The organism is Escherichia sp. KTE31, from assembly GCF_000407925.1.
GTDB classification, from domain to species: domain Bacteria; phylum Pseudomonadota; class Gammaproteobacteria; order Enterobacterales; family Enterobacteriaceae; genus Escherichia; species Escherichia ruysiae.
Genome location: NZ_KE136726.1, coordinates 1,008,482 through 1,022,357 on the forward strand (window position 1 = coordinate 1,008,482; position 13,876 = coordinate 1,022,357).

The 13,876-nt window shown below is 52.6% G+C and carries 13 protein-coding genes; 11 read left to right on the forward strand and 2 right to left on the reverse strand.

The features are described 5' to 3' along the window. Positions 1–190 precede the first annotated feature (190 nt). The 7 genes from priA (at position 191) to rraA (ending at position 8,156) form a co-directional block, all read left to right on the forward strand. Positions 191–2,389, forward strand: a complete 2,199-nt coding sequence (priA, locus tag WES_RS01020; RefSeq protein ID WP_016158824.1) for a primosomal protein N' — start codon at positions 191–193, stop codon at positions 2,387–2,389. Between the two features lie 155 nt (positions 2,390–2,544). Further along, complete coding sequence (gene cytR, locus WES_RS01015; RefSeq protein ID WP_000644887.1) at positions 2,545–3,570, forward strand: DNA-binding transcriptional regulator CytR; 1,026 nt, start codon at positions 2,545–2,547, stop codon at positions 3,568–3,570. Positions 3,571–3,661: 91 nt separating this feature from the next. Continuing rightward, complete coding sequence (gene ftsN / locus WES_RS01010; protein WP_000068842.1) at positions 3,662–4,621, forward strand: cell division protein FtsN; 960 nt, start codon at positions 3,662–3,664, stop codon at positions 4,619–4,621. 92 nt (positions 4,622–4,713) lie between these two features. Beyond that, a complete protein-coding gene (gene hslV, locus WES_RS01005; protein ID WP_000208242.1) occupies positions 4,714–5,244 on the forward strand; it encodes an ATP-dependent protease subunit HslV in 531 nt (176 codons plus the stop codon). 9 nt (positions 5,245–5,253) lie between these two features. Beyond that, positions 5,254–6,585, forward strand: a complete 1,332-nt coding sequence (gene hslU / locus WES_RS01000) for an HslU--HslV peptidase ATPase subunit (protein WP_001293348.1) — start codon at positions 5,254–5,256, stop codon at positions 6,583–6,585. A 66-nt stretch (positions 6,586–6,651) separates the two neighbouring features. Further along, the gene (menA, locus tag WES_RS00995; RefSeq protein ID WP_010349503.1) at positions 6,652–7,578 is read left to right on the forward strand and encodes a 1,4-dihydroxy-2-naphthoate polyprenyltransferase; all 927 of its coding nucleotides are present in this window, start codon (positions 6,652–6,654) and stop codon (positions 7,576–7,578) included. 92 nt (positions 7,579–7,670) lie between these two features. Beyond that, positions 7,671–8,156 (forward strand): ribonuclease E activity regulator RraA, encoded by a 486-nt coding sequence (rraA, locus tag WES_RS00990; RefSeq protein ID WP_000872908.1) that lies wholly within the window; start codon positions 7,671–7,673, stop codon positions 8,154–8,156. Between the two features lie 187 nt (positions 8,157–8,343). On the opposite strand, the gene zapB is transcribed toward rraA, so the two are convergent. Next, complete coding sequence (gene zapB / locus WES_RS00985) at positions 8,344–8,589, reverse strand: septal ring assembly protein ZapB (protein WP_001296623.1); 246 nt, start codon at positions 8,587–8,589, stop codon at positions 8,344–8,346. 424 nt (positions 8,590–9,013) lie between these two features. Here zapB and glpF point away from each other — a divergent pair, with 424 nt between their 5' ends. The 4 genes from glpF (at position 9,014) to fpr (ending at position 13,440) form a co-directional block, all read left to right on the forward strand. Next, a complete protein-coding gene (glpF, locus tag WES_RS00980) occupies positions 9,014–9,859 on the forward strand; it encodes a glycerol uptake facilitator protein GlpF (protein ID WP_000084276.1) in 846 nt (281 codons plus the stop codon). 22 nt (positions 9,860–9,881) lie between these two features. Further along, positions 9,882–11,390 (forward strand): glycerol kinase GlpK, encoded by a 1,509-nt coding sequence (glpK, locus tag WES_RS00975; protein WP_016158826.1) that lies wholly within the window; start codon positions 9,882–9,884, stop codon positions 11,388–11,390. Positions 11,391–11,586: 196 nt separating this feature from the next. Beyond that, positions 11,587–12,597: a class II fructose-bisphosphatase gene (glpX, locus tag WES_RS00970; protein WP_001250634.1), complete on the forward strand. Its 1,011-nt coding sequence runs from the start codon at positions 11,587–11,589 to the stop codon at positions 12,595–12,597. Positions 12,598–12,693: 96 nt separating this feature from the next. Continuing rightward, on the forward strand, positions 12,694–13,440 hold the full coding sequence (fpr, locus tag WES_RS00965; RefSeq protein ID WP_016158827.1) for a ferredoxin--NADP(+) reductase: 747 nt from the start codon (positions 12,694–12,696) through the stop codon (positions 13,438–13,440). A 4-nt stretch (positions 13,441–13,444) separates the two neighbouring features. Here fpr and uspD read toward each other — a convergent pair whose 3' ends face one another. Continuing rightward, positions 13,445–13,873, reverse strand: a complete 429-nt coding sequence (gene uspD / locus WES_RS00960) for a universal stress protein UspD (protein ID WP_000323549.1) — start codon at positions 13,871–13,873, stop codon at positions 13,445–13,447. Positions 13,874–13,876 lie beyond the last annotated feature (3 nt).

The window sequence follows — 13,876 nt, forward strand, 5'->3', positions numbered from 1 at the left end:
TTTAAGGCCGCGTCGCTCTTCCAGCCCTAACGCCAGACACCACGCGATGTTTAAAGTATAGTTTCAATACGATCATTTCGTATCAAAGGCGCCGAATCATACAGAAATTAACCAGCGTATGCAAACTGATCCGCACTCCTCTACGGCAATGTGTATACTGTTCCACCGAATTTCAAGTCAGGATGATGCTATGCCCGTTGCTCACGTTGCCTTGCCCGTTCCGCTTCCCCGAACCTTTGACTATCTGCTGCCTGAAGGCATGACGGTTAAAGCCGGGTGTCGCGTGCGCGTGCCGTTTGGTAAACAGCAAGAACGCATCGGGATTGTGGTGTCAGTTAGCGATGTCAGCGAGCTGCCGCTCAACGAGCTAAAAGCGGTAGTTGAAGTGCTGGACGTTGAGCCGGTGTTTACTCACTCCGTCTGGCGATTACTGCTATGGGCGGCGGATTACTATCATCATCCAATTGGCGATGTGTTGTTTCATGCCTTGCCGATTTTACTGCGCCAGGGACGACCTGCGGCGAACGCGCCCATGTGGTACTGGTTTGCCACCGAGCAAGGTCAGGCGGTAGATATTAACAGCCTGAAACGTTCGCCAAAGCAACAACAGGCACTGGCGGCATTGCGGCAAGGGAAAATCTGGCGCGACCAGGTCGCCACGCTCGAATTTAATGATGCCGCGTTGCAGGCGCTGCGCAAAAAAGGTTTGTGCGAACTGGCAAGCGAAACACCGGAATTTATTGACTGGCGAACGAACTATGCCGTTTCTGGCGAGCGGTTGCGACTAAATACTGAACAAGCCACCGCCGTTGGTGCCATCCATAGCGCGGCAGATACCTTTTCCGCCTGGCTGCTGGCGGGCGTCACCGGCTCCGGTAAAACAGAAGTTTATCTCAGCGTGCTGGAAAACGTGCTCGCTCAGGGCAAACAGGCGCTGGTAATGGTGCCGGAAATCGGCCTGACACCACAAACTATCGCCCGTTTTCGTGAACGCTTTAATGCGCCCGTGGAAGTTCTGCATTCCGGTCTGAACGACAGCGAACGTCTTTCTGCGTGGCTGAAAGCGAAAAATGGCGAGGCGGCGATTGTCATCGGCACCCGCTCCGCGCTGTTTACGCCGTTTAAAAATCTCGGCGTGATTGTCATCGACGAAGAACATGACAGCTCCTACAAGCAGCAGGAAGGCTGGCGCTATCATGCCCGCGACCTGGCGGTGTATCGTGCGCACAGCGAGCAAATCCCGATTATTCTTGGCTCCGCAACGCCCGCGCTGGAAACGTTGTGCAACGTCCAGCAGAAAAAATACCGCCTGCTGCGCCTGACGCGCCGGGCGGGGAATGCGCGTCCGGCAATTCAACATGTGCTGGATTTAAAAGGTCAGAAGGTGCAGGCGGGGCTGGCTCCGGCGTTAATCACCCGTATGCGCCAGCATTTACAGGCCAATAACCAGGTCATTCTCTTTCTTAACCGCCGTGGCTTTGCGCCTGCGCTACTGTGCCACGACTGTGGCTGGATAGCCGAATGCCCACGTTGCGATCACTACTACACGCTGCATCAGGCGCAGCACCATCTGCGCTGCCACCACTGTGACAGTCAGCGTCCGGTGCCGCGCCAGTGCCCTTCCTGCGGTTCCACACACCTGGTGCCCGTGGGGCTGGGCACCGAACAGCTTGAACAGACGCTCGCGCCAATGTTCCCTGGTGTAGCCATTTCACGTATCGACCGCGATACCACCAGCCGCAAAGGGGCGCTGGAGCAACAATTGGCGGAAGTGCATCGCGGCGGCGCGCGGATTTTGATTGGCACACAAATGCTGGCGAAAGGCCACCACTTTCCGGATGTCACACTTGTGGCGTTACTGGACGTGGACGGCGCGCTGTTTTCTGCCGATTTTCGTTCCGCAGAACGTTTCGCCCAGCTTTACACCCAGGTCGCCGGTCGTGCGGGGCGCGCGGGTAAACAGGGCGAAGTGGTGCTGCAAACGCATCATCCGGAACATCCTCTCTTGCAAACGTTGCTCTATAAAGGCTACGACGCCTTTGCGGAACAGGCGCTGGCCGAACGACGAATGATGCAACTACCACCGTGGACCAGCCACGTGATTGTGCGCGCGGAGGATCATAACAATCAGCACGCGCCGCTGTTCCTGCAACAGTTGCGAAATCTCATCCTCTCCAGTCCGCTGGCGGATGACAAACTGTGGGTTCTCGGTCCGGTTCCGGCACTGGCACCTAAACGCGGCGGTCGCTGGCGCTGGCAAATCCTGCTGCAACATCCTTCCCGCGTGCGCTTACAGCACATCATTAACGGTACACTGGCGCTTATTAATACAATACCGGATTCACGGAAAGTGAAATGGGTGCTGGATGTCGATCCTATTGAGGGTTAAACCGCTAACGATGCGAGGCGGATCGAAAAATTAAATATTCATCACACTTTTCATGAAAATTCTGTAACCGTTTTCACGCGCTATCTGCTAAAAATGTTGCCGATGTGAAGTAAACACGGATGTAGTACGCCTGACGTGCCAGGCGAGGAGTGAGTGTGAAAGCGAAGAAGCAGGAAACTGCCGCAACCATGAAAGACGTCGCCCTGAAAGCAAAAGTTTCTACGGCGACCGTCTCCCGAGCGTTAATGAATCCAGATAAGGTCTCCCTGGCGACTCGTAACCGGGTTGAAAAAGCCGCCCGGGAAGTGGGTTATTTACCGCAGCCGATGGGGCGTAACGTCAAGCGTAATGAATCCCGCACCATTCTGGTGATTGTCCCGGATATCTGCGATCCCTTCTTTAGCGAAATTATTCGCGGTATCGAAATTACGGCAGCAAGTCATGGATATCTGGTACTGATTGGCGACTGTGCACATCAAAACCAGCAGGAAAAAACCTTTATCGATTTGATAATCACTAAGCAAATTGATGGCATGTTGCTGCTTGGTTCAAGGCTGCCGTTTGATGCCAGCATTGAGGAACAGCGTAATCTGCCGCCGATGGTGATGGCGAACGAATTTGCTCCGGAGCTGGAACTGCCTACAGTTCATATCGACAACCTGACTGCTGCATTTGATGCGGTAAATTACCTGTATGAACAGGGGCATAAATTGATCGGCTGTATTGCTGGTCCGGAAGAAATGCCGCTGTGTCACTATCGCCTGCAAGGTTACGTTCAGGCTCTGCGTCGCTGCGGAATTATGGTTGATCCACAATATATCGCCCGTGGCGACTTCACCTTCGACGCCGGAAGTAAAGCCATGCAGCAGTTGCTTGACCTTCCGCAACCGCCAACTGCTGTTTTCTGTCATAGCGATGTGATGGCACTTGGCGCACTTTCGCAGGCGAAACGTCAGGGGCTGAAAGTTCCTGATGACCTTTCCATAATCGGTTTTGATAACATAGACCTGACGCAATTTTGTGATCCGCCACTGACAACCATCGCACAGCCGCGCTATGAAATTGGTCGGGAGGCAATGTTGTTATTGCTTGACCAAATGCAGGGGCAAACGGTCGGCAGCGGCTCACGTTTAATGGACTGCGAGCTTATTATCCGGGGATCGACACGCACATTGACTTAAAGTAAACCTTTAAGGCTTCCGTGACTGGTCAAAGGCCCGCCGCTTAAGTAACATGGCGGGCTGACGAACGAATAAATACAGCGAAACGATAGTGGCACAACGAGATTATGTACGCCGCAGCCAACCGGCACCTTCGCGGCGAAAAAAGAGTACCTCACGGAAAAAGCAACGAAATCTGCCTGCGGTTTCTCCCGCAATGGTCGCTATTGCTGCCGCCGTTCTTGTGACCTTTATCGGTGGTCTGTACTTCATTACGCATCACAAGAAAGAAGAGTCCGAGACGCTGCAAAGCCAGAAAGTGACCGGAAACGGACTACCTCCGAAACCGGAAGAACGCTGGCGCTACATTAAAGAGCTGGAAAGTCGCCAGCCGGGTGTGCGTGCGCCAACAGAACCTTCTGCCGGTGGTGAAGTAAAAACGCCGGAGCAACTGACACCAGAACAGCGCCAGCTTCTTGAACAAATGCAGGCCGATATGCGCCAGCAGCCAACGCAGTTAGTTGAAGTTCCGTGGAATGAGCAAACGCCAGAACAGCGCCAGCAAACGCTACAACGCCAGCGTCAGGCGCAGCAGTTAGCGGAACAGCAACGCCTGGCTCAGCAGTCGCGAACAACCGAACAAAGCTGGCAACAACAGACGCGTACGTCGCAAGCCGCGCCGGTTCAGTCGCAGCCGCGCCAGTCAAAACCGGCTTCTACTCAGCAGCCGTACCAGGATCTGCTGCAAACCCCTGCGCACACTACCGCGCAGTCGAAGCCGCAGCAAGCTGCGCCAGTTGCTCGTGCAGCTGACGCGCCAAAACCGACGGCAGAGAAAAAAGATGAACGCCGCTGGATGGTACAGTGCGGTTCGTTCAGAGGCGCAGAACAGGCAGAGACGGTACGTGCTCAGCTGGCGTTCGAAGGTTTTGACTCGAAAATTACCACCAACAATGGCTGGAATCGTGTGGTCATTGGCCCGGTGAAAGGCAAAGAGAACGCAGACAGCACCCTCAATCGCCTGAAGATGGCGGGTCATACAAACTGCATTCGGCTCGCCGCCGGGGGTTGAAACCCTCAAAATCCCCCCCATCTATAATTGCATTATGCCCCGTACTTTTGTACGGGGTTTGTACTCTGTATTCGTAACCAAGGGGTCAGCTCGTGACAACTATAGTAAGCGTACGCCGTAACGGCCATGTGGTCATCGCTGGTGATGGTCAGGCCACGTTGGGCAATACCGTAATGAAAGGCAACGTGAAAAAGGTCCGCCGTCTGTACAACGACAAAGTCATCGCGGGCTTTGCGGGCGGTACTGCGGATGCTTTTACGCTGTTCGAACTGTTTGAACGTAAACTGGAAATGCATCAGGGCCATCTGGTTAAAGCCGCCGTTGAACTGGCAAAAGACTGGCGTACCGATCGCATGTTGCGCAAACTTGAAGCACTGCTGGCAGTCGCAGATGAAACCGCTTCGCTGATCATCACCGGTAATGGTGACGTAGTGCAGCCAGAAAACGATCTTATTGCTATCGGCTCCGGCGGGCCTTATGCCCAGGCGGCGGCGCGCGCACTGTTAGAAAACACTGAACTGAGTGCTCGTGAAATTGCTGAAAAGGCGTTGGATATTGCAGGCGACATTTGCATCTATACCAACCATTTCCATACCATCGAAGAATTAAGCTACAAAGCGTAAGGATCTCCCATGTCTGAAATGACCCCACGCGAAATCGTCAGCGAACTTGATAAGCACATCATTGGCCAGGATAACGCCAAGCGTTCCGTGGCGATTGCACTGCGTAACCGCTGGCGTCGTATGCAGCTCAACGAAGAGCTGCGCCATGAAGTGACCCCGAAAAATATCCTGATGATCGGCCCGACTGGCGTCGGTAAAACTGAAATCGCCCGTCGCCTGGCAAAACTGGCAAACGCGCCGTTCATCAAAGTTGAAGCGACCAAATTCACCGAAGTCGGTTATGTGGGTAAAGAAGTCGATTCTATCATCCGCGATCTGACCGATGCCGCCGTGAAAATGGTGCGTGTACAAGCTATCGAGAAAAACCGCTATCGCGCTGAAGAACTGGCAGAAGAGCGCATTCTCGACGTGCTGATCCCACCAGCTAAAAACAACTGGGGACAGACCGAACAGCAGCAGGAACCGTCCGCTGCCCGTCAGGCATTCCGCAAAAAACTGCGTGAAGGCCAGCTCGATGACAAAGAAATCGAGATCGATCTTGCCGCAGCACCGATGGGCGTTGAAATTATGGCGCCTCCGGGAATGGAAGAGATGACCAGCCAGTTGCAGTCCATGTTCCAGAACCTGGGCGGTCAGAAGCAAAAAGCACGTAAGCTGAAAATCAAAGACGCCATGAAGCTGCTGATTGAAGAAGAAGCGGCGAAACTGGTTAACCCGGAAGAACTGAAGCAAGACGCTATCGACGCCGTTGAACAGCACGGGATCGTGTTTATCGACGAAATCGACAAAATCTGTAAGCGCGGCGAGTCTTCTGGTCCGGATGTTTCTCGTGAAGGCGTTCAGCGTGACCTGCTGCCGCTGGTAGAAGGTTGCACCGTTTCTACCAAACACGGGATGGTCAAAACTGACCACATTCTGTTTATCGCTTCTGGTGCATTCCAGGTAGCGAAACCGTCTGACCTGATCCCGGAACTGCAAGGTCGTCTGCCGATCCGCGTCGAACTCCAGGCGCTGACCACCAGCGACTTCGAGCGCATTCTGACCGAGCCGAATGCCTCTATCACCGTGCAATACAAAGCACTGATGGCGACTGAAGGCGTGAATATCGAATTTACGGATTCCGGTATTAAGCGTATCGCGGAAGCGGCATGGCAGGTGAACGAATCTACCGAAAACATCGGTGCACGTCGTTTACATACCGTTCTGGAGCGTTTGATGGAAGAGATTTCCTACGACGCCAGCGATTTAAGCGGTCAAACTATCACCATTGACGCAGATTATGTGAGCAAACATCTGGATGCGTTGGTGGCAGATGAAGATCTGAGCCGTTTTATCCTATAATCGCGTTCAATCATTTTCATCATTGTTTGATGGGGCTGAAAGGCCCCATTTTTATTGGCGCGTATTATGACTGAACAACAAATTAGCCGAACTCAGGCGTGGCTGGAAAGTTTACGACCTAAAACCCTCCCCCTCGCCTTTGCTGCAATTATCGTCGGGACAGCACTGGCATGGTGGCAAGGTCACTTCGATCCACTGGTCGCCCTGCTGGCACTGATTACCGCCGGACTATTACAGATCCTTTCTAACCTCGCCAATGATTACGGCGATGCCGTCAAAGGCAGCGACAAACCTGACCGTATCGGGCCGCTACGTGGTATGCAAAAAGGGGTTATTACCCAGCAAGAGATGAAACGGGCGCTCATCATTACCGTCGTGCTCATCTGTCTCTCCGGACTGGCGCTGGTCGCAGTGGCGTGCCATACGCTGACCGATTTTGTCGGCTTCCTGATTCTGGGCGGTTTGTCGATCATCGCCGCTATCACCTACACCGTGGGCAATCGCCCTTATGGTTATATCGGTCTGGGTGATATTTCCGTACTGGTTTTCTTTGGCTGGTTGAGCGTGATGGGGAGCTGGTATTTGCAGGCGCATACGTTGATTCCGGCATTGATCCTTCCGGCAACCGCCTGTGGCCTGCTGGCAACAGCGGTTCTAAACATTAATAACCTGCGTGATATTAATAGCGACCGCGAGAATGGCAAAAACACGCTGGTGGTGCGCTTAGGTGCAGTAAACGCACGTCGTTACCATGCCTGCCTGCTGATGGGCTCACTGGTGTGCCTGGCGCTGTTTAATCTCTTTTCGCTGCACAGCCTGTGGGGCTGGTTGTTCCTGCTGGCAACGCCGTTATTGGTGAAACAGGCTCGTTATGTGATGCGTGAAATGGATCCGGTAGCGATGCGACCAATGCTGGAACGCACTGTCAAGGGCGCATTACTGACTAACTTGCTGTTTGTTTTAGGGATATTCCTAAGCCAGTGGGCAGCATAACTGACAAATATCAATTAACAATTGATGATTTTGCCAACAACCCACATAGCGCGATATACTGAAAATTCTCGCAGCAACTGAATGTTAAGCCTATGAAATACGATACTTCCGAGCTTTGTGACATCTATCAAGAAGATGTCAACGTCGTGGAACCGCTGTTCTCCAACTTTGGTGGACGGGCGTCGTTTGGCGGACAAATCATCACGGTAAAATGTTTCGAGGACAACGGGTTGCTGTATGATCTGCTCGAACAGAATGGTCGTGGTCGTGTTCTTGTCGTCGATGGCGGTGGTTCTGTTCGTCGCGCACTGGTCGATGCCGAACTGGCGCGTCTGGCAGTACAAAATGAATGGGAAGGGCTGGTCATTTACGGCGCAGTGCGTCAGGTAGATGATCTGGAAGAGTTAGATATCGGCATCCAGGCGATGGCGGCAATTCCGGTCGGTGCTGCTGGCGAAGGCATTGGCGAAAGCGATGTCCGCGTCAACTTTGGCGGCGTCACCTTCTTCTCCGGCGACCATCTCTACGCCGACAATACCGGGATTATTCTTTCTGAAGATCCGCTGGATATTGAGTGATAAAAAAGGCACCGCAAGGTGCCTTTTTTCTACGTTACCTGTTGGCCTACACAGTAAATCAATTACGCGAAAGATTTCGTGTTGTAGCAAGTTGGCAAACGAAGATATCCCCTGGAGCGTAGTAAACTACGTGACTGGGGGAGCTGAGCGCAGCCAACGCAGCTACGGTGCGAAAGATGAAGCGTAATCAGACCTCTTCCATGCGACCCAGCAGAGCCTGCAGACGTTCCTGCCAGCCGTTCTGCTGTTCTTTCAGATGGTTGTTCTCACGCTCCAGCTCTTCGCGCTGATGCTGGGCATTTTGAACTTCCTGCGACAGTGAGTTGTTTTTTTCTTTCAGCTCTTCGATTTCCATCTGCAACAGAGTGATGGTATCAATCGCCTGCTGTACTTTTGCTTCCAGTTTCTCAAACACTTCTAATGACATTGTCATACCTCTCCTGAATTGCAAGGCGTTGATGGATATAAATCCTCGTCCCGATTATCGGTGATGCCTTAATAAATACGTGCGCGTTTTCGTTAGCTCCGATTGTATGAAGCCGCGCTATCTCTGTCCAGCAGCATGCCTTGCAGATTCCAGTTTGCCACACTTTTCATCCTTCTCCTGGTGACATAATCCACACGAATCGAAAATGTTAAAAAATTTGTTGCGAGAATGATTTAACAAACGTGCATCATGTAAGAAAATATGAAAGAAATGGCGCGATAACGCTCATTTTATGACGCGGCACACACATTTTGATTTCGATATTTCTCGTTTTTGCTCGTTAACGATAAATTCACAGGATGCCTACAAGCATCGTGAACGTCAGTGACTTTCACGCTTACAACAAACATTAACTCTTCAGGATCCGATTATGAGTCAAACATCAACCTTGAAAGGCCAGTGCATTGCTGAATTCCTAGGGACCGGGTTGTTGATTTTTTTCGGTGTGGGTTGCGTTGCAGCACTTAAAGTCGCTGGTGCGTCTTTTGGTCAGTGGGAAATCAGTGTCATTTGGGGACTAGGGGTAGCAATGGCCATCTACCTGACCGCAGGGGTTTCCGGCGCGCATCTTAATCCCGCTGTCACTATTGCGTTGTGGCTGTTTGCCTGTTTCGACAAGCGAAAAGTTATTCCTTTTATCGTTTCACAAGTTGCCGGTGCTTTCTGCGCTGCGGCATTAGTTTACGGGCTTTACTACAATTTATTCCTCGACTTCGAACAGACCCATCATATTGTTCGCGGCAGCGTCGAAAGTGTTGATCTGGCGGGCACATTCTCTACTTACCCTAACCCTCATATCAATTTTGTGCAGGCTTTCGCAGTTGAAATGGTGATTACCGCTATTCTGATGGGGCTGATCCTGGCGCTCACGGACGATGGTAACGGTGTACCGCGTGGGCCATTGGCACCGTTGTTGATTGGTCTACTGATTGCGGTCATCGGCGCATCTATGGGTCCATTGACAGGCTTTGCCATGAACCCAGCGCGTGACTTCGGTCCGAAAGTCTTTGCCTGGCTGGCGGGCTGGGGCAAGGTCGCCTTTACCGGCGGCAGAGACATTCCTTACTTCCTTGTGCCGCTTTTTGGCCCTATCGTTGGCGCGATTGTAGGTGCATTTGCCTACCGCAAACTGATTGGCCGCCATTTGCCTTGCGATATCTGTGTTGTGGAAGAAAAGGAGATCACAACTCCTTCAGAACAAAAAGCTTCACTGTAATGTGACTACGGGACAATTAAACATGACTGAAAAAAAATATATCGTTGCGCTCGACCAGGGCACCACCAGCTCCCGCGCAGTCGTGATGGATCACGATGCCAATATCATTAGCGTGTCACAGCGCGAATTTGAGCAAATCTACCCAAAACCAGGCTGGGTAGAACACGACCCAATGGAAATCTGGGCCACCCAAAGCTCTACGCTGGTAGAAGTGCTGGCGAAAGCCGATATCAGTTCCGATCAAATTGCAGCTATTGGGATTACTAACCAGCGAGAAACCACTATCGTCTGGGAAAAAGAAACCGGCAAGCCTATCTATAACGCCATTGTCTGGCAGTGCCGTCGTACCGCTGAGATCTGCGAGCATCTCAAACGCGATGGCATGGAAGAGTACATTCGTAATAACACCGGTCTGGTCATTGACCCGTACTTCTCTGGCACCAAAGTGAAGTGGATCCTCGACCATGTGGAAGGCTCCCGCGAGCGTGCGCGTCGTGGTGAACTGCTGTTTGGTACGGTTGATACCTGGCTTATCTGGAAAATGACTCAAGGTCGCGTTCACGTGACCGATTACACCAACGCGTCTCGCACCATGTTGTTCAACATCCATACTCTGGACTGGGACGACAAAATGCTCGACGCACTGGATATCCCGCGCGAGATGCTGCCAGAAGTGCGTCGCTCTTCGGAAGTATACGGTCAGACCAACATCGGCGGTAAAGGAGGCACGCGTATTCCGATCGCCGGGATCGCGGGTGATCAGCAGGCGGCGCTATTCGGTCAGTTGTGCGTTAAAGAAGGGATGGCGAAGAATACCTATGGTACAGGCTGCTTTATGTTGATGAATACCGGTGAGAAAGCGGTGACATCAGAAAACGGCCTGCTTACGACCATCGCCTGTGGCCCGACTGGCGAAGTGAACTATGCGCTGGAAGGCGCGGTATTTATGGCGGGCGCATCGATTCAGTGGTTGCGCGATGAGATGAAGCTGATTAGCGACGCCGACGATTCCGAATACTTTGCCACCAAAGTGCAAAATACCAACGGCGTATATGTCGTTCCGGCCTTTACCGGTCTGGGCGCGCCGTACTGGGATCCGTATGCGCGCGGGGCGATTTTCGGTCTGACTCGTGGGGTGAATGCTAACCACATCATCCGCGCGACGCTGGAGTCTATTGCTTATCAGACGCGTGACGTACTGGAAGCGATGCAGGTCGACTCCGGTATTCGTCTGCACGCGCTGCGCGTGGACGGCGGTGCTGTGGCGAACAATTTCCTGATGCAGTTCCAGTCGGATATTCTCGGCACCCGCGTTGAGCGTCCGGAAGTTCGCGAAGTGACTGCGTTGGGTGCGGCCTATCTTGCTGGTCTGGCGGTCGGTTTCTGGCAGAACCTCGACGAGCTGCAAGAGAAAGCGGTGATTGAGCGCGAGTTCCGTCCAGGCATCGAAACCACTGAGCGTAATTACCGTTACGCAGGCTGGAAAAAAGCGGTCAAACGCGCGATGGCGTGGGAAGAACACGAGGAGTGATGTCAGACATCTGAACGATTGTCTGATGCTGATCGTCTGATGCGACGCTGACGCGTCTTATCAGGCCTACGAGGCGGATACATATCCGGCATCATGCAGACTCTGAAACCGTGCGGGGGCAACCCCGCACACATCAATAATCCCTCCCTTCCCCTGTGCTACACTTCGCGCCATTCCTTACTGCTTAGAGTTTGCTATGAGACGAGAACTTGCCATCGAATTTTCCCGCGTCACCGAATCTGCGGCGCTGGCTGGCTACAAATGGTTAGGACGCGGCGATAAAAACACCGCTGACGGCGCGGCGGTAAACGCCATGCGTATTATGCTCAACCAGGTCAACATTGACGGCACCATCGTCATTGGTGAAGGCGAAATCGACGAAGCACCGATGCTCTACATTGGTGAAAAAGTCGGTACTGGTCGCGGCGATGCGGTAGATATTGCTGTTGACCCGATTGAAGGCACGCGCATGACGGCGATGGGTCAGGCTAACGCGCTGGCGGTGCTGGCTGTCGGCGATAAGGGCTGCTTTCTTAATGCGCCGGATATGTATATGGAAAAGCTGATCGTCGGACCGGGAGCTAAGGGCACCATTGACCTGAATCTGCCGCTGGCGGATAACCTACGCAATGTTGCAGCGGCACTCGGCAAACCGTTAAGCGAACTGACGGTCACTATTCTGGCGAAACCGCGCCACGACGCAATTATCGCAGAAATGCAGCAACTCGGCGTGCGCGTGTTTGCCATTCCTGATGGCGATGTCGCAGCCTCGATTCTTACCTGTATGCCAGACAGTGAAGTTGACGTGCTGTACGGTATTGGCGGCGCCCCAGAAGGCGTGGTTTCAGCGGCGGTGATCCGCGCATTAGATGGCGATATGAATGGTCGTCTGCTGGCTCGTCATGACGTCAAAGGCGACAACGAAGAGAATCGTCGCATTGGCGAGCAGGAGCTGGCACGCTGCAAAGCGATGGGCATCGAAGCGGGTAAAGTGCTGCGTCTGGGCGATATGGCGCGTAGCGATAACGTCATCTTCTCTGCCACCGGTATCACCAAAGGCGATCTGCTGGAAGGGATTAGCCGCAAAGGCAATATTGCGACGACCGAAACGCTGCTAATCCGTGGCAAATCCCGCACTATTCGCCGTATTCAGTCCATCCATTATCTGGATCGTAAAGACCCAGAAATGCAGGAGCACATTCTCTGATTGATTTGATCGATTGAGCCTTCCAGTCCTTCGGGACTGGAATTTTTTTGTCCGGAGAACGAAGATAAGGCAAGTCAATCAAAACAGGAGAGAAACATGGCTGATTGGGTAACAGGCAAAGTCACTAAAGTGCAGAACTGGACCGACGCCCTGTTTAGTCTCACCGTTCACGCCCCTGTGCATCCATTTACCGCCGGGCAATTCACCAAACTTGGCCTTGAAATTGACGGCGAACGCGTCCAGCGCGCCTACTCTTACGTTAATTCGCCCGACAATCCCGACCTGGAGTTTTACCTGGTCACCGTCCCCGATGGTAAATTAAGCCCGCGACTGGCGGCACTAAAACCGGGTGACGAAGTGCAGGTCGTTAGCGAAGCGGCTGGCTTCTTTGTACTGGATGAAGTACCAGATTGTGAAACGCTATGGATGCTGGCAACCGGTACAGCGATTGGCCCTTATTTGTCGATTCTGCAATTAGGCAAGGATTTAGATCGCTTCAAAAATCTGGTACTGGTTCACGCCGCGCGTTACGCCGCCGACTTAAGCTATTTGCCACTGATGCAGGAACTGGAAAAACACTACGAAGGAAAACTGCGCATTCAGACGGTTGTCAGTCGGGAAACGGCAGAGGGCTCACTCACCGGGAGAATACCGGCGTTAATTGAAAGCGGTGAGCTGGAAAACGCGGTTGGACTACCAATGAATAAAGAAACCAGCCATGTGATGCTGTGTGGTAATCCGCAGATGGTACGTGATACGCAACAACTGCTGAAAGAGACCCGGCAGATGACGAAGCATTTACGTCGCCGACCGGGTCACATGACAGCGGAGCATTACTGGTAAGCGGTTACTTGTCGATAAACGGTACGATCAAGAGATCCGCACTCAACTTATTGATCATCCCGCGATATGCCGGCATCAAACGGTTGATAAACGAGTGGTGATGACCACAGACAAGGAGGTCACACTGCTCTTTTTGCATAATTTCCAGCAGTGTTTCCGGCATTTCGCCGCGCTCAATGCGCAGTTTCGTTTTCGGCCACTGAATATTTTTCGTCAGCTTATACAGTTTGTTATCCGACTTATCTTTCAACAGTTGAAGAATATCTTCTGTTGCGGGGAAGTAGATACCCGGATACAACTCACTTAAGCCATCATCAATATGAATTAACGTCAGATGAGCGTCATTATGTCTGGCGAGATCCAGGGCTTTGTTCACCAGTAGGGCATCTTCTTCATTCCCGGAAATTGCCACGCCAATGTGTTTATAAGCCATGTT

What these genes read in the sequence shown, in the direction of transcription:
- priA (WP_016158824.1), top strand. Translation starts at nt 191, where the DNA reads ATGCCCGTTGCTCACGTTGCCTTGCCCGTTCCGCTTCCCCGAACCTTT.
- hslU (WP_001293348.1), top strand. Translation starts at nt 5,254, where the DNA reads ATGTCTGAAATGACCCCACGCGAAATCGTCAGCGAACTTGATAAGCAC.
- menA (WP_010349503.1), top strand. Translation starts at nt 6,652, where the DNA reads ATGACTGAACAACAAATTAGCCGAACTCAGGCGTGGCTGGAAAGTTTA.
- rraA (WP_000872908.1), top strand. Translation starts at nt 7,671, where the DNA reads ATGAAATACGATACTTCCGAGCTTTGTGACATCTATCAAGAAGATGTC.
- zapB (WP_001296623.1), bottom strand. Translation starts at nt 8,589, where the DNA reads ATGACAATGTCATTAGAAGTGTTTGAGAAACTGGAAGCAAAAGTACAG.
- glpF (WP_000084276.1), top strand. Translation starts at nt 9,014, where the DNA reads ATGAGTCAAACATCAACCTTGAAAGGCCAGTGCATTGCTGAATTCCTA.
- glpK (WP_016158826.1), top strand. Translation starts at nt 9,882, where the DNA reads ATGACTGAAAAAAAATATATCGTTGCGCTCGACCAGGGCACCACCAGC.
- glpX (WP_001250634.1), top strand. Translation starts at nt 11,587, where the DNA reads ATGAGACGAGAACTTGCCATCGAATTTTCCCGCGTCACCGAATCTGCG.
- fpr (WP_016158827.1), top strand. Translation starts at nt 12,694, where the DNA reads ATGGCTGATTGGGTAACAGGCAAAGTCACTAAAGTGCAGAACTGGACC.
- uspD (WP_000323549.1), bottom strand. Translation starts at nt 13,873, where the DNA reads ATGGCTTATAAACACATTGGCGTGGCAATTTCCGGGAATGAAGAAGAT.